Below are 20,295 nucleotides of genomic sequence, written 5' to 3'. Positions count from 1 at the left end.
TCTTTATTTTAATTGTTTAAATATAAATAAACTGATTACTATCCAATACATCCCATAATTTATTAGGTGGGCAATTGAAACACCTTTAAATCCAAAAAACTGGGTACATACATAGGTCAAAGCAATAAGGGATAAGGTAAATATAATTTCTGTAGAAATGTACAGTTTGGTCATTGCTTTGCTTAGCATTAAATAGGCGAGTATCCAGCTTCCTATTTTTAATGCATCCCCCATCATTTGCCAAAAGAACAAGTCCTGCATGGGTGCGAAAGATGGAGTGAATAGTAAATTAATTATCCAATCACGTAGTACGAAAACAATAATTCCTCCTACTACAGTCAGTGGAAAAAGAAATTTATAGCCCAAATAAACTTCTTTCTTAATTTCATCAATCTTATTTAGCTCTGATAATCGGGGTAAGTAATACACTCCCAATGTTGTCGTGACCAGCATAAGGTACACCGTGCTTAGTCGGATCATCGCTTCCCAGTAACCTGCATATGCCAGACTAAACTCCTGAGTTAAATATGCTCTAATTAACATTTGAGACAGGGGTACACAAATCGCACTCACTAATGCCATGAGAATAAATGAGCTAAACTTTTTGGTAATTTCTAGGTCTATTTTTCCTAGGAGAGATGAAAACTTAAACCAGTTCGCTCTATAACATAGAAATAACGTCACTATAAATGCAATAGACTGATAAATGGATAATGCAACTAAAGCTCCATATAAATGTAACTTAATTGCCAGCATACTCGTGATAATAAGAGCAAATAAACTACCTGCAATATTTGCAAGCACTAATTTTAATATTTCTTTTTTTCCATTTAATATTGCTAAAAACAGTGTATTAAAATTAAAAAATATCAAAAAAACTGCAAACCATATAAAAACTGTCTGGTATTTAAGTGAATGGAAAATATAAAGTGAGAGTTGTCCTTGAAAAATTAATATGAGAAACGCGAAAATCAGACTAAACAGAAAAACAATACTACCTGCTGTTTTCCAAATTGCACGTTGTTTACTTTCATCCTCATGATATTCGGCTGTATATTTTACGACTGCGGTATTAATTGCACTCCCTGCAAAAGTAGTCACCATTTGAATAAAATTCTGGAACTGTCCTATCGCTGCATATCCAGTGGGTCCTAGATATACAGCTAAAATTTTATTCAGTACAAACATGGTGATGGTCTTAATCAAAACTGCCAAGCCATTGAGTACACTGGTCCTAAGTAAATTCATCTATGCTTGAAAACCATTACATAACTGAACAACCTGCTTTGCCTCATCAATAGATAAAGTCGGTCCAATCGGCAAGCTCAAGACCTCAGCATGAATTTGTTCTGAAATTGGTAAACTGAAATTATTCCACTCCTGATAGGCTTGCTGCTTATGCGGTGGAATCGGATAATGAATCAATGTCTGTACCCCGTGCTCTGCTAAATGTTTTTGTAATTGTTCCCGATGTTGAGTTCGGATCACAAATAAGTGCCAAACATGCTGTGTATCAGTTTCGGCATTTATATTTGTGAATGGAAGCTCAATCGCTGAGTTCTGAATTTCTTTTAAATAAAGATCTGCAATATGACGACGATACTGGTTCTCCTGATCTAAAAATTTCAGTTTCACATTCAAGATTGCCGCCTGAATTTCATCAAGGCGACTATTTACCCCAGGTACCAGATTTTTATATTTTTCGTGTGAGCCATAATTACGTATAGCCTTAAGCATATGCGCTAACTCGGCATCATTGGTGGTAATCGCCCCGGCATCCCCTAACGCACCCAAATTTTTACCCGGATAAAAACTGAAGCCTGAGGCATCTCCCCAACTGCCTGCTTTTTTACCATCTATTTCAGCACCATGGGCTTGTGCTGAATCCTCCAAGACCAGTAAATTATATTTCTTGGCAATGACCATAATTTCTGGCATTGCAGCAAGCTGTCCATATAAGTGAACAGGCAAAATCGCCTTTGTTTTTGTGGTGATAGCTGCTTCAATTTTTTTAGCATCAATATTAAAAGTATGAATATCCGGTTCGACCAACACCGGTTTTAGATTATTCTGTGAAATTGCCAAAATACTCGCAATATAGGTATTTGAAGGTACAATGACCTCATCCCCTTCATTCAGTCTCCCCAATTCCTTCCATGCACGCAGAGTCAGAATAAGCGCATCTAACCCATTGGCAACTCCTATGGCATACTGTGTTCCACAATAATCCGCAAATTTTCTTTCAAAATCCTCTACTTCTTTGCCACTGATATACCAGCCGGAATCAATGACCTGTGTACAAGCTGCTAAAAGTTTGTCGCGGTATTGAGCATTTATCGCTTTTAGGTCAAGAAAAGGAATCATTCTTATCAATCTCATATAAAAATTTATTATTACTTTTTAATTCTACGTTCATCAAAATTAATATATTTATATTAATTAAAGTAAAAATCCAATATTATTTATTAAGTTCATAACTCTTTGTTTTAAAACCTGGCTCTAATAAAAATTTCTTCATTTTCCTATTTAGAGGCTTTTCAATATACTTATACATTATAAAACTAGCTATTAAAGTCACAATAAAAATAATGAATGAGAACAACATTAAGTCTATATTAAATGATAGTATCTTTTTTATATAATTTAAAATTTGTATATCCAAAACATGCAGTAAATAAAAAGAAAAACTGATTTTCCCCGCCAATACCATATATTTATTTGATAAGAAATTAGTAATAATACTTTTTTTCTGAGCAACATGAGACAATGCAAAAATAAGAATAATTGCTGCCATAGGTAGCCAATAATATATTGAGTATCTATAGCTTATATCTATCTTGTTATGAAATACAAAGAATAAAATAAAAAGTAAAATTGCTCCTAATTCAAATATAAAAGTAGGTATATTTATTTTAGAATAAGTAACTTTTATTTTTTCATAAAGATCAAATAGAATAATACCCAGTAAAAAATCAGAGAAACGTACAAATGGTGAAATATACAACCAATAGTGATCCTGATTTTTATTAAGCTGCATATTAAGAATTAAAATACCTACTAGATATAAAATAAAAATATAAGTTCTTATTTTTTCAGAAATTAAAAATGCAAATGGAAAAAGTAGATAAAAGAACAATTCGTCAGAAATACTCCAAGAAGGAGAATTTAATGAAAAATGAATATTTTCTTCTAAAAAAAAGCTTTGTATCAGAAAAATGTGTTGAATTAAGTACTCCCACCCTTTTCCAGATTGAATAAAGGTTAACAGGAGTACAAGTGCCGTAGTCGCAATATGTACTGGATACACTCTTGCTAAACGAGAAATATAAAACTCTTTTTTTGAAATATTTCCTATAATAAATTTTTCTTTATAATTATAGGATAAAATAAATCCGCTTAATATAAAGAAAAAACTGACGCCTAAAAATCCTTCATCAAAAATACTGTTAAAAATATTTTCATAATTTGTATCATTTTTTAGAAAGGCCAAATGACTAAGAAAAACAAATAGCGCAAAAAACATACGCAATGATGTAAGTGGTTTAATCATCTCATACATCTCCTTAATATTTATTATTATTTATAATTCTATTTTTTGAAGCTTCTCTATTAACAAAAGCCATCATACTCATGAATTATTTTTCGTAATTTTAATTATCTAAATATCTATTCAATAACAACCTTATCTGCTTCTTCTAAAAACTGGTCATAGTTACGGATATAGTCACTTTCATCATAGTGATCGCTTGCCAATACCAACAATATGCAATCTTCTGAAAAACCATGCATCTCATGCCAAACCATTGGTGGGATAAATAATCCTTTATTAGGCTGACCTATTAAGACCTCTTGTCTTTCTTTGCCATTATTCATCAGTATTTTGCAACTGCCTTGGATGCAAAAAGCAATTTGTTGAAGCTCTTTATGTGCATGAAATCCACGAGGAACATCAGGCTGAGCACCGAAAATATAATAGAGCCTCTGTATACTAAAAGGAATATTCCGATTGGCTTCAGCGACCACCAAGCTGCCACGATGATCTCCCAAATTAGGTAATTCTATCCACTCGATGAGATTCATAGTTATTACCCCACTAAAGAAATCAGATATTGACCATAGCCATTTTTATTCATTGTTTGACCAATCGCTAAAACTTCCTCTCTGCTCAACCAGCCATTATTCAATGCAATTTCTTCCAGGCAGGCAACTTTATAACCTTGACGTTTTTCAATAGTTTCTACAAATTGAGCTGCTTCAAGTAGGCTGCCCTGTGTACCCGTATCTAACCAGGCAAACCCACGCCCCAACAATTCAACATTTAAATCACCACGCTCCAGATATGCCTGGTTAATCGAAGTAATCTCTAACTCTCCTCGCTCAGATGGTTCTACTTGTTTGGCAATTTGAATCACATCATTGTCATAGAAATACAGGCCCGTCACAGCGAAGTTAGATTTAGGATTTTTTGGTTTTTCTTCAATTGACATAACACGTTGCTGTTTATCAAATTCTACAACACCAAAGCGTTCAGGATCTTTCACCTGATAGCCAAATACAGTTGCTCCTTTTTGCCGTGCTGCAGCCTGGCGTAGCATAGGGGTAAAACCTTGCCCGTAAAAAATATTATCGCCCAGCACCAGACATACATTGCTTTGGCCAATAAATTTTTCGCCCAGGATAAAGGCTTGTGCTAAACCATCAGGACGAGGTTGAATCGCATAACTCAGCTCCATGCCAAACTGTGAACCATCGCCTAATAAACGTTTAAACCCCTCTATATCCTCTGGGGTACTAATGACAAGAACTTCACTGATACCGGCTAACATCAGGACAGATAATGGGTAATAAACCATTGGTTTGTCATAAATCGGAAGTAGCTGTTTCGAGATCCCTTTAGTTATTGGATGCAAACGTGTGCCCGAACCGCCTGCTAAAATAATCCCCTTTATTGTTTTTGACATTATACTGCCTCCCCTAAACGTTCACGCTGATAAGTACCATCCTGCACGCGACGACACCATTGCAGATTATCCAGATACCACTGCACAGTTTTACGGATACCGGTCTCGAATGATTCCTGTGGCTTCCACCCCAGTTCCCGCTCAATTTTTGAAGCATCAATGGCATAGCGCAGATCATGTCCAGGCCGATCCTTAACAAAGGCAATTAAGCTTTCATAACTTTGCCCGTTCAGTTGGGGTTTTAATTCATCTAAAATCTGACAAATAGTTTTAACCACTTCTATATTTTGTTTTTCATTCCATCCACCAATATTATAGGTCTCACCCACTACACCCTGAGTCGCAACCTGGAATAAAGCACGCGCATGATCTTCTACAAACAGCCAGTCACGAATCTGCTGACCATCTCCATAGACCGGTAATGGTCTGCCTTCCAAAGCATTTAAGATCATCAAAGGAATCAGTTTTTCAGGAAAATGATAAGGTCCATAATTATTCGAACAGTTCGTGACAACCACCGGCAAACCGTAGGTTCTATGCCAGGCCCGAACTAAATGATCTGAACTGGCTTTACTTGCCGAATAAGGCGAACTTGGTAAATAAGGGGTAGTTTCAGTGAATAGATCAGTTGTGTCTTCTAAGTCGCCATATACTTCATCTGTTGAAATATGATGAAATATGAATCTAGATTTTTTAATTTCAGCCAAATTTTGCCAATACTTTCGTGCAACCTCTAATAAGGTATAGGTACCGACGATATTTGTATTTATAAATTCAGCCGGACCATCGATCGAACGGTCCACATGAGACTCTGCCGCCAAATGCATGACCACATCTGGCTCAAAGTCTGAAAATAATCGTTCTAAAGATAGATGATCACAAATATCAGTTTGAGCGAATTGATAACGAGGGTGATCCAATACAGAAACTAATGACTCCAAGTTACCTGCATAAGTTAACTTATCAACATTTAAAATATGATGTTCAGTCTCTTTAATGATATGCCGGATGACAGCAGATCCAATAAAACCAGCCCCACCGGTCACCAATATTTTCATCACCATTTTTAGTGTCCTTTAATATTTTTATTTTACTTTTCACAAATTATTTTTAATGTATTGCTGCCTTCTGGGCATATCTGTTTTTATTGATTTGTTCATAAGATATATTAATATTATTACACAAACCACTTATAAAAAAGTAGATGCTTAAATGTAGTTACATTTTATAATTTTAATTAATTTTTTAGAACTCATCTAAGCCTATATAGTCATTAATCTTTTATATATCTTTCAACTAATATTAATTTAATATTCATCAAAAATTTTCTACTAATATTTTAATTAACAAAGTCTTATTTTAATTATTTTAAACTAATTTTTCTTAAAAATCATTTAAAATTTATTTAAATTTAATAAAAATCAACGATCTAAAAAACCTTTAGATTAGATAAAAATTATATAAAAATACTTTCTAATATTGACTATGATTATGCTCTTAATCTTTTCAGTTACATCATCCATTAAAAAATAACAATTGGAAACAATTAATCCTTATTCTAAGACTTAAGTAATTCGCTATATCTCTACAGCTTGTTTAATCAAGGTTTCACGTCCATTTTCGTCCATCTTTTTGTAGTATCTTTTTTCAAACTTATTAAATTGACTTAAAAATAGCTATAGACAAGGTATGTGATCTATTATATTTTTTAGATGTTAATTACATCAATTGAATTCAAAAAATTAATAATTATTAATAAATACCAATTCTGAACATATAAAAATAAAGGGGTTTCAAGTGAACTATAGACGCCTTTTAGGTATTTCTACCTTAAGCCTATCTCTAGTTGGATGTGCAGCCATATCCGGCTTTCAAACATATGATTTACCACAAGAAGGAATCTATCAAACTGAGCTAGGAACGCCTGTCAATCTGGTACAATTGAATCAGGACACCCTGCCTGTATTGCAGTCTGCCCAAACCCATAACCTCAGTCATTATGCTGCTTTATTTCAGACCGAGGTACAGGATTACCGTTTGAATCCAGGTGATATTTTATCCTTTCAATTATGGGCCTATCCTGAAATTAGTGCAGCTCCTACAGCAAGCGATAATAACAACGGCTACCAAATTGACCGAAATGGTTATATCCACTTTCCATTCATTGGCCGTTATAAAGCAGCAGGAAAAACCCTTCCACAAGTGAATCAGGAAGTACGACGCCTATTAGTTCCCTACTTAAACAGCCCGGATGTGGTAGTGCGAGTCATTTCCTATCAGGGACAACGCTATTCAGTGGTCGGTAATGTAAAATCGGCCGGACAATTTTACTTGTCTGATCAACCCGTCAGTGTTTATACAGCACTCGGTTTGGCTGGCGGTATGAATGAGCAAGGTGACTCTACTTCGATTCAACTTGTACGTCAGGGTGTGACCTATGACCTGAATACCATTGCACTGGAAAAAGCTGGATATTCCTTACATAAGCTGTTGATTCAACCGAATGACACTCTTTATATCAGTCCTCGTGAAAACCAGAAGATCTATGTCATGGGTGAGGCCAGTGCCAATAAGCCCTTACCACTACGTGACCAAGGCATGACTCTTGCTGATGTATTGGGTGAAAGTGAAGGGATTAATCCCTATTCCGCGAGTTCTAGCCGGATTTATGTCTTACGTGGCAACTCGGACAATCAGATGACTGAAATATATCACTTAAGTCTAAAAAACCTTGGAGATTTTGGCCTAGCGAAACAGTTCAAAATGCGTAGCAATGACATTGTCTATGTTGATGCCACAGGTCTGACCCGTTGGGAACGCGTTGTTAGCCAGATTCTTCCATTTTCATATGTCGCTGATTCAGCTATACGATAGGTAACTCAGCTATGAAAATTAAAAATCTTTTCGGGGTCTTTTAGGAAATATGGGGGGTATCAATTAATGACTGAAAGTTTATTCATAACATCCGCCTGCATTCGTAGATTAAATCTATAACTTCAGTGATTTGGAATGATTATAGTCATCAATGACCACCCACTATTTTGATATAAGCTCACGGACTTCACCTGCAAATCCATGGTGCTCAAAACTCGATATGAAACAGATTAAATAAAAACCGTATTATTCTGATCATCATTAAAATATCTGGCCTTATGTGGGTTAGATATTTCAAGAAAGGACAATAAAACCAAAATATGTAGGATTCTTTCTCAGAAAAGCAGCAAGTCTTTGATTATTTTATTAAAAATAACTCAAAGACTGGAAAATCACTTTTAAACTTTTAGATAGTAAAATTATGAACAAAAATAACAATACCGAAAATATGATTGACCTAAAAGGGGTGTTCTTTTCCCTGCTCTCGCAATGGAAGCTCATCCTCTTGTGTGGTTTGCTTAGCCTGATGGCAGTGTTGCTGTACATGCGTACCGCAGCCATTAACTATAAGGTGGATGCAATCGTTCAGGTCGAAGAAAATAAAGGGGCATCAGCTGCCTTATTAGGCAGCTTGTCAAGTATTATTAGTCAGATGTCTTCATCAAATGCTGAGATTGAGGTTTTAAAATCACGCACGATTCTGGAGTCAGTGATTGATCGTTTAAATCTGGATCTCCATATTGCGAGCACTGAAGACTCCTTTATCAATCGCCTCATTTACGGCAAAAATTCTCAGACCGAATATCAACCCGAAACTGTACGCTTTAAAGAAGGTGAAAAAAGCTTTGATATCCGTCAGTTTGAAGTTCCCGTAGCGTACCAGGATAAAAATCTCCTACTGAAGTTTCAACCACAGAGCTTTATCTTGATCAATCCAGTGACAGAAGAAACTGTCTTTGAGGGTGCACTTAACCAGCCCGTTCAAGCCAAAACTGCACAGGGAGACTGGAAAATTGCAATCTTTAGTCAAGATAATCTAGATCGCAGTTACCGGATACAAAAACTCTCGTTGCCAACAGCGATTGATTCTATTCTTGCCAATTATTCAGTGACAGAAAAAGGAGAACTGAGTGGAGTTCTGCAGCTTCGCTATCAGGGTCAAGATAAACAGCACATCACTAAAGTCCTGAACACGATTTTAGCGATTTATAGCCAGCATAATATTACGCGCCGTTCAACAGAAACAGCGCAGACACTGGCGTTTCTGGATGAACAATTACCAGATTTAAAGAAACAGCTTGATAATGCAGAATTCGCCTTTAACCAGTTCCGTCAACGGCATAATACAGTTGATATTGCTAAAGAATCTGAATTGTATTTAAATCAGAGCGTCACCTTAGAAACGCAAAAAGTCTTACTTGAACAGAGACAGGCAGAAATAGCTGCCAAATATGCAGCACTACATCCAGCCATGCGAGAAATTACGGCTCAACTTCGTGTGATCAATGGCAAGATTCGTGAACTGAATACAACACTCAAAAATATTCCAGAGATACAACGCCAGTATTTGCAACTGTCACGTGAAGTCGAAGTCAAACAGCAACTGTATACCAACCTGGTAAATTCATACCAACAACTGCGTGTTGCCAAAGCGGGTGAGATTGGCAATGTCCATATTATTGATACCGCACTTGAACCAATTGACCAGGTGCAACAGAAAACACCACTAATTCTGTTCCTCGCCTTTTGGTTCGGTATTTTTGTGGGAATCTTGGTGGCACTATTCCGCAATATGCTGCGTTCTGGTGTGAAAGATAGCAGTCAAATAGAATATCAACTGGAGCTTCCAGTGTATGCAAATATTGCCCATTCTCCGAGTCAGAAACCTGGGCTAAAACTACTCAAAAAGAAAAAGATTCCTTTCGTATTAGCCCTTAAACATAGCGATGATATCGCGATCGAAAGCTTGCGAAGCATACGTACAGCGAGTCATTTCGCCCTAAGCCAAGCCAAGAACAATATCATCATGATTTCAGGTCCAGCACCAAAAGTTGGAAAATCATTTGTTTCCAGTAACCTGGCGGTTATCATGGCGGAAAAAAACAAACGCGTATTGGTGATTGATGCAGATTTGCGTCGTGGTCATATCCACAAATATTTTGATCTGGATAATCAACATGGATTAACTGAATACCTGAATGAGCAAATTACATTAGAACAGGTGGTACAAAACACCAATGTTCCTAACTTAAATGTAATCACCTGTGGTGAAATTTCAGCAAATCCTTCTGAGCTTCTCAATTCACTATGCTTCAAGGAATTACTACAATCTCTGATTCCGCACTATGACCATATCATTATTGATACACCACCTGTATTGGCTGTCACTGATGCGATTATCGTATCACGCTATGTTGGAATTAATTTAGTTGTAGCGCGCTATGCAAAAACACAAATGAAGGAGCTGGAGCTTACATTGAACCGCTTTAAGCAGGCCGGTTGTATCGTAAATGGCTTTATCCTGAATGATATCCAGCGTTCAGCCGGGGGGAGCTATAGTTATGATTACATTTATAGTTATAAGTCTAGAGAACAAAATGGCTGATCCCATTTAGATAAAAAACCAGCCATTGCTGGTTTTTTTATATCTTTAAACTTCAACATAACTGCGATGTCCGCTTGCTAAAAAACCACCCATTCTGCAAGATTTCTCAAAATTTTCTGCTAAGATGGAATGAACCTCAACGATAACATTAGATTGGAATAATACATGAGTAAGGCCTTACCGATTGCTGTCGCTGTTCTTTTAGGCGGTGCCGCGCTAGTACCTGTTTACTATGCAACTCAAAACCCAGCTGCTCAAACCACAAAAGCATCTAAAGATGCCTCTGCTGTTTCTAAAATTAGCTATGCACTCGGTTATGAAGTCGCTCATCAAACCCCACCTGAGCTGGATATTAACAGCTTTGTGACAGGCGTTCGCGAAGGTCATGCCCGTACCGCTCCAGCTTATACTGAAGAAGAATTACAAGCAGCTTATGAGCAGTTCCAAAAAGAAATGCAGCAGAAGCAAGTCGATAGTGCCAAACAGGCTCAGGCATCAAGTGATACTTTCCTAACTGAAAATGCCAAAAAAGCTGGGATAAAAACTACGGCATCTGGTTTGCAATATTTAGTGACCAAAGAAGGTACGGGCAAGCAGCCTGCAGCAACTTCAATTGTGAAAGTACATTACACAGGGAAACTGGTTGATGGTACCGTGTTTGACAGTTCGGTTGAACGTGGCGAGCCGATTGAGTTCCCACTCAATCAGGTCATTCCAGGCTGGACCGAAGGTCTGCAACTGATGAAAGAAGGCGGTAAAGCAACCCTGTATATCCCATCTAAACTCGGTTATGGTGAACAGGGCGTGCCAGGTACGATTCCTCCACACAGTACTTTGATTTTTGATGTGGAACTCATCGAAGTAAAATAATCCACGAAAAGGAGAGCAACGCGCTCTCCTTTATTTTGAGAATGAATCATGAAAATACAAATAAGTTTGATGGTTTTACTGCTGAGTTCTGGCAGTCTTTTTGCCAAAGAAGTCACCAATAAAAGCCCTGAGGCTGAACAGGTCGGCTACAGCTTTGGTTATCTGATGGGAAAAAGCAATGCCGATTCCTTACAAGGCATTGATCTGGATGCCTTCAGTGCCGGTTTAAAAGCGGCAGCCGCTGGGAAACAGGCGACTTTAAGTGAGGAAGACATGGCGCGAATCTTGACCCAATTTAAGCGTCAGGCTGAAGCCAAAGAGCTGATTACCCTGAAAAAGCAGGCTGATGAAAATGCCAAAATTGGTCAGGCTTTCCTGGCTGAAAATGCAAAAAAACCGGGGATAAAAACCACAAAATCAGGTTTGCAATATCAGATTCTTCAGGAAGGAAAAGGTAAATCGCCGAGCGCAAACAGTAATGTCCGCGTACATTATGAAGGCCGTTTGATCGATGGTACGGTTTTTGACAGCTCGATTGCCCGTAATCAACCCGTGGTATTTCGTACCACCCAAGTCATTACCGGCTGGACCGAAGGTTTACAGCTGATGAAAGAAGGTGCCAAATATCGTTTCTTCATTCCGGCCGAACTGGCCTATGGACAGATTGGTTCAGGGGATGTAATTGAACCGAACAGTACTTTAATTTTTGATGTGGAATTACTGGAAATTATTAAATAATAAGTCCTATTTTTCCAGATCTAAAATCGGAGAGGTTCTATATTGGCCTCTCTTTTTTTATGGGCTTAAGTATCCTTAAATCGCAGGTTTTCATGTCACATTCCGATCAGTTTTGCTATGTTATGTTTTAATCAAGCAATTCAACAACAATAGAGGACGTCAGCATGGCAGCAATCAAGACTCGCGAAATTCATTATACTGCGCAGGATGGCAGCCCATTAATTGGTTATTTTGCCGCCCCAGAAACAGATACCCCTGTTGCCGGTGTACTGGTCGCACCCGAATGGTGGGGTCGGAATGAATATACCGAACAGCGCGCCCGTGAACTTGCAGAACATGGCTATGCGGCCTTGGCCATGGACATGTATGGGGATAAAAAAGTCACGACCAATTCTGATCAGGCTCATCAGTGGATGATGCAGACTTTTGAAGATCCTGACACTATCGTTAACCGTGCAACAGCAGCCTTGAATGCCCTGGCAGCACAGGATGAAGTCAATGCTGATAAGCTTGCAGCGATTGGTTTCTGCTACGGCGGCAAAGTCGTATTGGATCTGGCCCGTTCTAATGCACCTTTAAAAGCGGTGGCCACTTTCCATGCCAACCTGTCTCCGAAAGCACCGGCTCAGGAAGGTCAGGTACAGGCGGAAATCCTGGTGCTACATGGTGAACTGGACAGCATGGTGACCCTGGATGATGTGGCCGGTTTCCGTGAGGAAATGCATGCAGCCAAAGTCGAGCATGAAGTGATTGTTTTTGAAAATGCCAAACATGGCTTTAGCAACCCGCTTGCGGATGAACGGGCCAAATCCAATGGTGTGGATCTTGGTTACAATGCAGAAGCGGAACAAAAAGGTCTGGCAGCAATGTATGCCTTGCTAGACTGCCATTTGGCATAAATAGAAACAACTATCCGGCTTGTTCACAGGCTGAATATTTTAGATACTTCATGAAGAAAAGAAGATAAATCCTACCAGAGGAGAATGTGTATGATGGCTGAAACCAACTGCCCCTACTGCAATTTTGACGAATATGATGTCATTGCCAAAAATGATTATGGTGTGGTGTTGCCTGAACCAAATTCATTGTCCGAAGGTCATTGTGTGATCATTCCATTGCGGCATGTGGCCTCATTTTTTGAAGTGACTGACAAAGAACGTAAAAGTTTGATGTCTTTATTGGAACAGGCACGCAATGAACTGCAATTACGCTACCAGCCTGCCGGTTTTCATGTCGGTTTTATTGATGGTGAAGTATTTCAGGAAAAGGTTGAACATCTGCATATTCATATTATTCCGCGTTATGCAGGCAAGACCTTGAAGCTGGATGAGCGCTGGGGAATTAACGATTAACCGGATTTTTGATCAAAAATAAATGCTCTCCGGAGCATTTATTTTTATGAAAGCTAAGTTCTATCAAGCTCGATGAACATCTACGTTTTTATCTCACTTTTCACATTCCCACCCTGCTGATTCCGCTATACTAGCTGCTGCTTATTCGGTTGCTATGTGTTCATGTTCGTATTTTCAGATGCCCTATTGGAATGGTTTGATGTACATGGTCGTCATGACTTGCCCTGGCAAGTGACAGATGATCCGTATAAAGTCTGGGTCTCTGAAATCATGTTGCAGCAAACCCAGGTCAAAACTGTACTGCAATATTTCGAACGATTTATCCAGCGTTTTCCGACTGTTCAGGACTTAGGTCAAGCCTCATGGGATGAGGTCGCACCCTACTGGGCAGGTCTCGGCTATTATGCCCGCGCCCGCAATCTGCATAAAGCGGCCGGCATCGTGACAGCACAGCAGCAATTCCCTCAAACCCTAGAAGAATGGATGGCCTTGCCCGGCATTGGCCGTTCTACCGCTGGTGCCCTCATGTCACTCGGTTTACGTCAATATGGCGTAATTATGGATGGTAATGTTAAACGGGTATTGTCACGTTTCTTTGCCATTGAAGATGATCTGTCCAAACCCGTACATGAACGTGCCCTCTGGCAATTGGCGGAGCAGCTCTGTCCTATTGAACGCAATCATGACTACACCCAGGCGATTATGGATCTGGGCGCGACCGTGTGTACCCCGAAAAAGCCTTTATGTCTGTATTGTCCGATGCAGCAGCATTGTAAGGCTCATCAGCAAGGACTGGAAAATGAATTGCCTTTCAAGAAGGCCAAAAAACCGGTTCCTGTACGCTCTGCTCAGGTCCTGCTAATCCAGTCCGGTACAGACTGGCTCTGGCAACAACGTCCCAATAGCGGTCTTTGGGGCGGTCTCTGGTGTCTGCCGATTATTGAAAATACATATGAATTTGAACAGCAATGCCAGCAGTTGGACCTCAAGAACATCATCAAAAAAACCCAGATTAGCCACAGTTTTACCCATTTTACCTGGCAACTTGAAGCAATTGTTTTTGCAGTAGATCAGGATCAGCAGGAACATCTGGCGATTGAACTGCAAGGCTGCTGGATGAGTCCGCAAACAGCAACTGAGGCCGGCATTCCGACTGCCATGAAAAAATTGATCACTAGCGTCAATCTGTGACATAGTCTGAACAAAGCAAAATATCGCTCAGCTCAACATGAGCATTGCCAATATTTAAGGATGAATAAAGTGCGCCAATACCTTGCTTTGACGTGGATTGCTTTGATTGCTGTGCTGCTGGCTGCCTGTAGCAGTACACCAAAAAAATCCCCTGCTGTACAGCTCAACCCTATCCTCGTGCAAAAACTGAAAAGTATGCGAGTACCGTCCTCTCTGCCAATCCCGGTGGCACGCATACAAGCACGTGAGTTAACAGATACCTGGGGTGCTTCGCGCAGTCGCGGACGCCTACATGAAGGTATTGATATCATGGCTCCACGTGGAACCAAAGTCTTTAGCGCGACTGAGGGTCTAATTGCAGATTTACGTAACAACAATTTGGGTGGTAAAGTAGTCTGGATTTTGGGTCCAGGCGGCTCCTGGCACTATTATGCGCATCTGGATGGCCATAAACGTGGCTTAAAAGTCGGCGACTATGTCAAAAAAGGCCAGCTGATCGGTTATGTCGGCAATAGCGGTAATGCCCGGCATACTGCTCCTCATCTGCATTATGGAATCTATTTACAGGGCAAGGGCCGCGGTGTGGTCAACCCTTATCCCTATTTACGTTAATTTTAGGATATTTACATGTCAGAAGCGTTGATCAATCGTCTGGTAGAATTTGCTGAATCAGGCAATCAACAAAAAATTGTATTGAATGGTCAAACTTACCAGGGCTGGGTGATGGAAATTACCGAGGAAGCGCTTCTGATCAGTACCGGTTATGCTGACAAGGCCGGTAAAGATATGTGGATTCAATTTAGCGATCTGGATCAGGCTGAACTGTCGTATTGGGACAATCAGCAGGATCAATGGACTGTGTTTAAATTATAAAAGCATCAAAACAAGGAGCATCACATGACTGTGCAACGCTGTAGCTGGTGCTCCGATGATCCGCTGTATATCACCTACCATGACCAGGAATGGGGACAGGCCCTGCTGGATGAAAATCGCCTGTTTGAAATGCTGTGTCTGGAAGGACAGCAGGCCGGTCTGGCCTGGATTACCGTTCTCAGAAAACGTGAAGCCTACCGTAAACATTTTTTTCAATATTCGATTGAATCTATCGCCTTACTTACAGATGAACAACTCCAACTGAAACTTGAAGATGCTAGCCTGATACGTCATCGTGGCAAATTGAACGCCGTTCGGGAAAATGCCCAAGCTTGGCTGAAACTGCAACAGCAAGGGATTAATCTGGTGGATTGGCTCTGGTCTTTTGCTCAGCAACCGCGACTGAATAATGATGTTGTGGATTATCGGCAAGCACCCGCTCAAACCATTGAGAGCCAGAGAATGTCTAAAGCATTAAAACAGGCTGGTTTTAAATTTGTCGGCCCCACCATTTGCTATGCCTTTATGCAGGCCGTTGGTATGGTCGATGACCATGAAAATCATTGTGACTTTAAAACAATATCCTCGCATTTAAATAAGAGCTGAAAATCATGTCGAATAATATTATTCAAGCTTATGCTGCTATGTCCGCAGGTGCGGAACTTGAACCTTATCAGTTTGATGCCGGAGAATTGCAGCCGCATCAGGTCGAAGTCAAAGTAGAATACTGCGGTCTCTGTCATTCCGATATTTCAGTGATCAATAATGACTGGGGTTCTTCAGTGTATCCGGTTGTAGCAGGACATGAGATTATCGGTACCATTACCCATCTGGGTGCAGAAGCCAAAGGCCTGAAAGTTGGGCAACGGGTGGGTATCGGCTGGACAGCGGAAAGTTGCCAATATTGCGATCCTTGTATTTCGGGCCAGCAGGTGCTGTGTACTGGCGGTCAGGTGGCTACCATTGTCGGACATGCCGGTGGTTTTGCCGACAAAGTGCGCGCCGGTTGGCAATGGGCCATTCCCTTACCTGAAGATCTTGATCCTGAAAGTGCGGGTCCCCTGCTCTGTGGCGGGATTACCGTCTTTGATCCGATCCTGAAACATCAGATTCAGGCCATTCATCATGTTGGTGTAATCGGGATTGGTGGTTTGGGTCATATCGCGATTAAATTACTCAAAGCCTGGGGCTGTGAGATTACCGCTTTCACATCAAATCTCGATAAAAGTGATGAGCTGAAAGGCATGGGTGCTGACCATGTGGTCAATAGTCGTGATTCGGCTGCCTTAAAAGCCCAGCGAGGCAAGTTTGATTTATTGCTGAGTACTGTCAATGTCACCTTGAACTGGCAGGCTTATCTGGCAACTTTGGCGCCGAATGGCACTGTGCATATGCTGGGTTTACCACTTGAGCCGATGCAGATTCCGGCTGGCATGTTGATTGGCGGAGCCAAGTCAGTTACCGGTTCACCGACAGGTTCGCCGGCGGCATTACGTCAGTTACTCCAATTTGCTGCACGTAAAAATATTGCTCCGCAAATTGAAGTCTTCCCGATGTCACAACTGAACCAAGCGATTGAACATCTGCATTCTGGCAAAGCCCGTTACCGGATTGTGCTTAAAGCAGATTTTACAGCTTAAATCCTGCTTATTTTCAGCTGTTAAAAAGACCCAGAAATTGGGTCTTTTTTATTGTAGAGCTTCAGGCAAGACCGCAATAGATGAAGGCTTGGCCAGCTCGGTCTTCATTTTCTGCAGCATCTGATAAGGTTGCTGTTGCACAAACATATTTACGAAGCTCAAAGGAATGGAACCTTCCGGATTGGCATAACCATAGGTAGAGACCTTGACTTTATTATTGGCCAGTTTCTGAAAAGTCCAGTCGCCCTGATAATCGGTTAAACGCACATAATCCGGGTTTAAAGGATAACCACTTTGGATGGCTTTATTCTTGATGGTGATCTGGCCATTGGCTTCCTTGATCATCTTACCCTGCACAATCAGGTCACGGTCTTTTAAGGGAAATGGAAAATCCAGCACCATATACAGGGTAAAGTCACCTTTTTTATCATCGCGGGACAGGACCTTGATGCTACCCATATAGGGAACCCACTGCACTGCATGCTCGACGTTCAGAATCAAGGACACGGCATTTTCAAGCGGTGCAGTATAAGTGGTTTCAGCTTTATAGAGAAAGACCGGGTTTTGTTCATTCTGGTATGTCCAGACCTTGATATTATTTTTATGAATACTGAGTTTAGGCGTCCCGACAGGCTTGGCCTGCGCAATGGCGCCAAGCGCCACTGCACAGAGCAGGAAAATCATTTTTTGCATTTTTTATTCGTCTTATTTTAGTTTTAGATTTTTTTATAAATGATTTTAACTCGGTTTTAGACCTGAATATCGTTAAAACCAAGCACGTCCTTCATATCATATTTACGCGCTTCACGACCGACGACCCAAGCTGCAGCACGTACCGCACCAGAAGCAAAGTTCATCCGGTTAGTCGCTTTATGAGTAATTTCCACACGTTCCCCATCAGCAATAAACATTGCAGTATGTTCACCGACAATATCGCCACCGCGAATGGTCTGGAAACCAATACTTTTACGCTCACGCGGACCGGTATGACCTTCACGGCAATACACCGCATCTTCTTTCAGGTCACGGCCCAAAGTTTCCGCAATCGCCTCACCCCACATCAAAGCTGTACCCGATGGCGCATCTACTTTGTGACGGTGATGTGCTTCAATCACTTCGATATCAACCGTATCGCCAAATACTTTAGAGGCCAGTTCAAGCAGTTTGATTGAAACGTTCACACCCACTGAATAATTCGCTGCATAAACTACAGGAGTTTCCGTCGCAGATTGATTCAAATAGGCTTTTTGCTCGTCATTCATACCGGTGGTACCAATCACGATTGCGACCCCTGCTTCACGGCAGATTTTCAGATGATTGACGGTCGCTGCTGGCGCAGTGAAATCAATCACGACATCACAGTCTTTAACTACATCGGTCAGGCTACCCACGACCTTGACACCTGTTGCACCAATTCCGGCAAGTTCACCCGCATCTGCGCCTAATAGTGTACTTTCAGGGCGTTCTACCGCGGCCGCCAATTGATAACCTGCTTCATGCACCGCCTGAATAAGGATACGCCCCATACGACCGCCGGCACCCAAGATCCCAATGCGTGGTGTAGCTGACATAACATAGTCCTGATGTTGATCCAAAATTGCTCTTACTATAGCAAAACTGCAGAATAACACTAAGATGCATTGCATAAAAATCAATGAAAATACTCAAAGAGTGAAATCACTGATATTGATAAGAGTTTTAATCAAGCTTAAGAAGTTAGGCAATCACTTCCGTCAAAGCTATACGATATACATCAACTTGACTCGTCATATAGTTTTTAGCAATTACTCATATAACTGAAATAAGCTTATTCATAATTTTATCGCTATGATTTTGCATTGATTTACTGAGATTACTGATTTGTGAAGTTAAACAGACGACTTGCCAATACAGTTTTTCCTGTTTAGTCTCGCCATTATTAATTGAGCTCAAAATCTTGATGATTTAAATCTCAGTTAGATTAACAGGATTCTTATGCAAGACTTTTTACTAAATTTTAATTATGAATATCTACTTTTGAATTGATGAGCAGATAAGATTTTAAGTCTTATTGAGATTAAAAGGACTCAATTTTGCTTTATACAAAAATCAGTCCTTAGATTGAGCAAATGAATTATCTAGCTCTTAGGGAACTTATTAAAAATAATAATACCTAAAGCAAAATTTGCCTGGTCTATACAATTTTGAAAATTTTTCCACTTAAGGTACTTTGAAAGCACATTTCAAAACTGGGACGAATATCTTCACCATCTACAGTGATATGTTTTATATTGGAATGAGATTGTGTTTTAGAAAAATGATGATCGACTGTTGCTTGAATAGCGTGTTGAGCCCCAAACTGATCCTTCACACTGATACTTTGTTTAAGCATATCTATACCTTTAATAATAGTTAAAGTGGCAAAATCTCCACTAAAAATTGATGTTTCTTAATTTTATCTTTAAATAACTTTATGATTTAGCTTAAATAATTGATTTAGAGAAGTATAGAATGTACGGCCATCTAAGTTTAAATCTACCTCAACTCCAGATGAAAGAAGAACTCTTTTACCCACTTCAATTCTTTTTAAACCCTGACGTGTATTTTGCATTTTATTGAGAGGAATTAACGAAACAATAATTTCAGTACCATTTTTAGATTTTGCAATTAAATCATTTATTTTTAACAACTTGAATCCTGTTTTTCTAAAGATTTTTCCAATTTGGAAAATAACTTAAAATTAAATTTTGAACGATAAAAAAAGCACTTATTAAGTGCTTTTTTTACTGTTTATTCTTGCTTAGATAGCAACAATATTTACAGCATTCGGTCCTTTTTGACCTTGAGCTACACTGAATTCAACCAGTTGGCCTTCCATTAAGGTTTTAAAACCTGAACTGGCGATTTCGCTGAAATGAGCAAAAACATCTGGACCTGATTCTTGTTGAATGAAACCAAAACCTTTAGTTTCGTTGAACCACTTTACAGTACCTTTAACAACATTTGAGTTTGACATAATATATCCTACTAATTTTTTAATAATTTTTAGTCAATTTATTGACTGAATATAACTTTGAAATAATAAAGAATGAGACTTCAAATCTGAAAAAAACGAAGGATTATGACTAAAACTGCGATACTTAAAGAAGATTTACCGAAACAAGACTTTTTTCTAGTTAAGTTAACTATACACGAAAAATTTAATTAATCAA

At 39.6% G+C, this 20,295-nt stretch carries 22 protein-coding genes; 11 read left to right on the top strand and 11 right to left on the bottom strand.

Going from position 1 to position 20,295, the window contains the following annotated elements:
* Positions 1–3: 3 nt before the first annotated feature.
* From MWG72_RS12640 to rfbB, 6 genes are all read right to left on the bottom strand, one after another.
* Positions 4–1,248, bottom strand: a complete 1,245-nt coding sequence (locus MWG72_RS12640) for an O-antigen translocase (RefSeq protein ID WP_005245442.1) — start codon at positions 1,246–1,248, stop codon at positions 4–6.
* A complete protein-coding gene (locus MWG72_RS12635) occupies positions 1,249–2,364 on the bottom strand; it encodes a DegT/DnrJ/EryC1/StrS family aminotransferase (RefSeq protein WP_005108299.1) in 1,116 nt (371 codons plus the stop codon). It abuts the gene before it with no gap.
* A gap of 94 nt (positions 2,365–2,458) precedes the next feature.
* Positions 2,459–3,550 (bottom strand): acyltransferase family protein, encoded by a 1,092-nt coding sequence (locus MWG72_RS12630; RefSeq protein ID WP_247144188.1) that lies wholly within the window; start codon positions 3,548–3,550, stop codon positions 2,459–2,461.
* A 116-nt stretch (positions 3,551–3,666) separates the two neighbouring features.
* Complete coding sequence (locus tag MWG72_RS12625) at positions 3,667–4,080, bottom strand: sugar 3,4-ketoisomerase (RefSeq protein WP_247144187.1); 414 nt, start codon at positions 4,078–4,080, stop codon at positions 3,667–3,669.
* 5 nt (positions 4,081–4,085) lie between these two features.
* On the bottom strand, positions 4,086–4,961 hold the full coding sequence (gene rfbA, locus MWG72_RS12620) for a glucose-1-phosphate thymidylyltransferase RfbA (protein ID WP_247144186.1): 876 nt from the start codon (positions 4,959–4,961) through the stop codon (positions 4,086–4,088).
* Positions 4,961–6,019: a dTDP-glucose 4,6-dehydratase gene (rfbB, locus tag MWG72_RS12615; protein WP_247144192.1), complete on the bottom strand. Its 1,059-nt coding sequence runs from the start codon at positions 6,017–6,019 to the stop codon at positions 4,961–4,963. Before rfbB ends, rfbA begins: the two co-directional genes overlap by 1 nt.
* A 739-nt stretch (positions 6,020–6,758) precedes the next feature.
* On the opposite strand from rfbB, the gene MWG72_RS12610 reads away from it, so the two are divergent.
* The 11 genes from MWG72_RS12610 (at position 6,759) to ahr (ending at position 17,104) form a co-directional block, all read left to right on the top strand.
* Complete coding sequence (locus MWG72_RS12610; protein ID WP_005108292.1) at positions 6,759–7,835, top strand: polysaccharide biosynthesis/export family protein; 1,077 nt, start codon at positions 6,759–6,761, stop codon at positions 7,833–7,835.
* A 421-nt stretch (positions 7,836–8,256) separates the two neighbouring features.
* Entirely contained in the window at positions 8,257–10,440 is a 2,184-nt protein-coding gene (locus MWG72_RS12605; protein ID WP_247144185.1) for a polysaccharide biosynthesis tyrosine autokinase, read from the top strand.
* A 165-nt stretch (positions 10,441–10,605) separates the two neighbouring features.
* Positions 10,606–11,310: a BamJ family beta-barrel-assembly machinery protein gene (locus MWG72_RS12600; RefSeq protein WP_184413379.1), complete on the top strand. Its 705-nt coding sequence runs from the start codon at positions 10,606–10,608 to the stop codon at positions 11,308–11,310.
* 48 nt (positions 11,311–11,358) lie between these two features.
* Entirely contained in the window at positions 11,359–12,048 is a 690-nt protein-coding gene (locus MWG72_RS12595) for a BamJ family beta-barrel-assembly machinery protein (protein ID WP_184413381.1), read from the top strand.
* Between the two features lie 164 nt (positions 12,049–12,212).
* Positions 12,213–12,947, top strand: a complete 735-nt coding sequence (locus MWG72_RS12590; RefSeq protein WP_184413383.1) for a dienelactone hydrolase family protein — start codon at positions 12,213–12,215, stop codon at positions 12,945–12,947.
* A gap of 93 nt (positions 12,948–13,040) precedes the next feature.
* Entirely contained in the window at positions 13,041–13,400 is a 360-nt protein-coding gene (locus MWG72_RS12585; RefSeq protein ID WP_026055739.1) for an HIT family protein, read from the top strand.
* Between the two features lie 162 nt (positions 13,401–13,562).
* Positions 13,563–14,591, top strand: coding sequence for an A/G-specific adenine glycosylase (gene mutY, locus MWG72_RS12580; RefSeq protein ID WP_180087358.1), 1,029 nt, complete (start codon positions 13,563–13,565; stop codon positions 14,589–14,591).
* A gap of 69 nt (positions 14,592–14,660) precedes the next feature.
* Positions 14,661–15,203 carry a M23 family metallopeptidase gene (locus MWG72_RS12575; protein ID WP_247144184.1) on the top strand — a complete coding sequence of 181 codons (543 nt, stop codon included), beginning with the start codon at positions 14,661–14,663 and terminating at the stop codon, positions 15,201–15,203.
* A gap of 15 nt (positions 15,204–15,218) precedes the next feature.
* Positions 15,219–15,464 carry a hypothetical protein gene (locus MWG72_RS12570; RefSeq protein ID WP_184413389.1) on the top strand — a complete coding sequence of 82 codons (246 nt, stop codon included), beginning with the start codon at positions 15,219–15,221 and terminating at the stop codon, positions 15,462–15,464.
* A gap of 24 nt (positions 15,465–15,488) precedes the next feature.
* A complete protein-coding gene (locus tag MWG72_RS12565; protein ID WP_247144183.1) occupies positions 15,489–16,070 on the top strand; it encodes a DNA-3-methyladenine glycosylase I in 582 nt (193 codons plus the stop codon).
* A 5-nt stretch (positions 16,071–16,075) separates the two neighbouring features.
* Positions 16,076–17,104, top strand: a complete 1,029-nt coding sequence (gene ahr, locus MWG72_RS12560; protein WP_184413393.1) for an NADPH-dependent aldehyde reductase Ahr — start codon at positions 16,076–16,078, stop codon at positions 17,102–17,104.
* Positions 17,105–17,152: 48 nt separating this feature from the next.
* Here the strand turns inward: ahr and MWG72_RS12555 are convergent, their stop codons facing one another.
* The 5 genes from MWG72_RS12555 to MWG72_RS12535 all read right to left on the bottom strand — a co-directional run bounded on the left by MWG72_RS12555 (position 17,153) and on the right by MWG72_RS12535 (position 20,099).
* Positions 17,153–17,797: an START domain-containing protein gene (locus MWG72_RS12555; RefSeq protein WP_004280862.1), complete on the bottom strand. Its 645-nt coding sequence runs from the start codon at positions 17,795–17,797 to the stop codon at positions 17,153–17,155.
* 56 nt (positions 17,798–17,853) lie between these two features.
* Complete coding sequence (dapB, locus tag MWG72_RS12550; protein ID WP_195725378.1) at positions 17,854–18,675, bottom strand: 4-hydroxy-tetrahydrodipicolinate reductase; 822 nt, start codon at positions 18,673–18,675, stop codon at positions 17,854–17,856.
* Between the two features lie 602 nt (positions 18,676–19,277).
* Entirely contained in the window at positions 19,278–19,475 is a 198-nt protein-coding gene (locus MWG72_RS12545; RefSeq protein ID WP_004280859.1) for a hypothetical protein, read from the bottom strand.
* 69 nt (positions 19,476–19,544) lie between these two features.
* Positions 19,545–19,772 (bottom strand): hypothetical protein, encoded by a 228-nt coding sequence (locus MWG72_RS12540; protein WP_004647679.1) that lies wholly within the window; start codon positions 19,770–19,772, stop codon positions 19,545–19,547.
* Between the two features lie 111 nt (positions 19,773–19,883).
* Positions 19,884–20,099, bottom strand: a complete 216-nt coding sequence (locus MWG72_RS12535) for a cold-shock protein (protein WP_004280856.1) — start codon at positions 20,097–20,099, stop codon at positions 19,884–19,886.
* Between the last annotated feature and the right edge of the window lie 196 nt (positions 20,100–20,295).

The organism is Acinetobacter lwoffii, from assembly GCF_022967985.1.
Taxonomy (GTDB): Bacteria; Pseudomonadota; Gammaproteobacteria; order Pseudomonadales; family Moraxellaceae; genus Acinetobacter.
The sequence above is the reverse complement of the archived record's forward strand: the minus strand, read 5'-3'. Positions and strand labels throughout refer to the sequence as shown.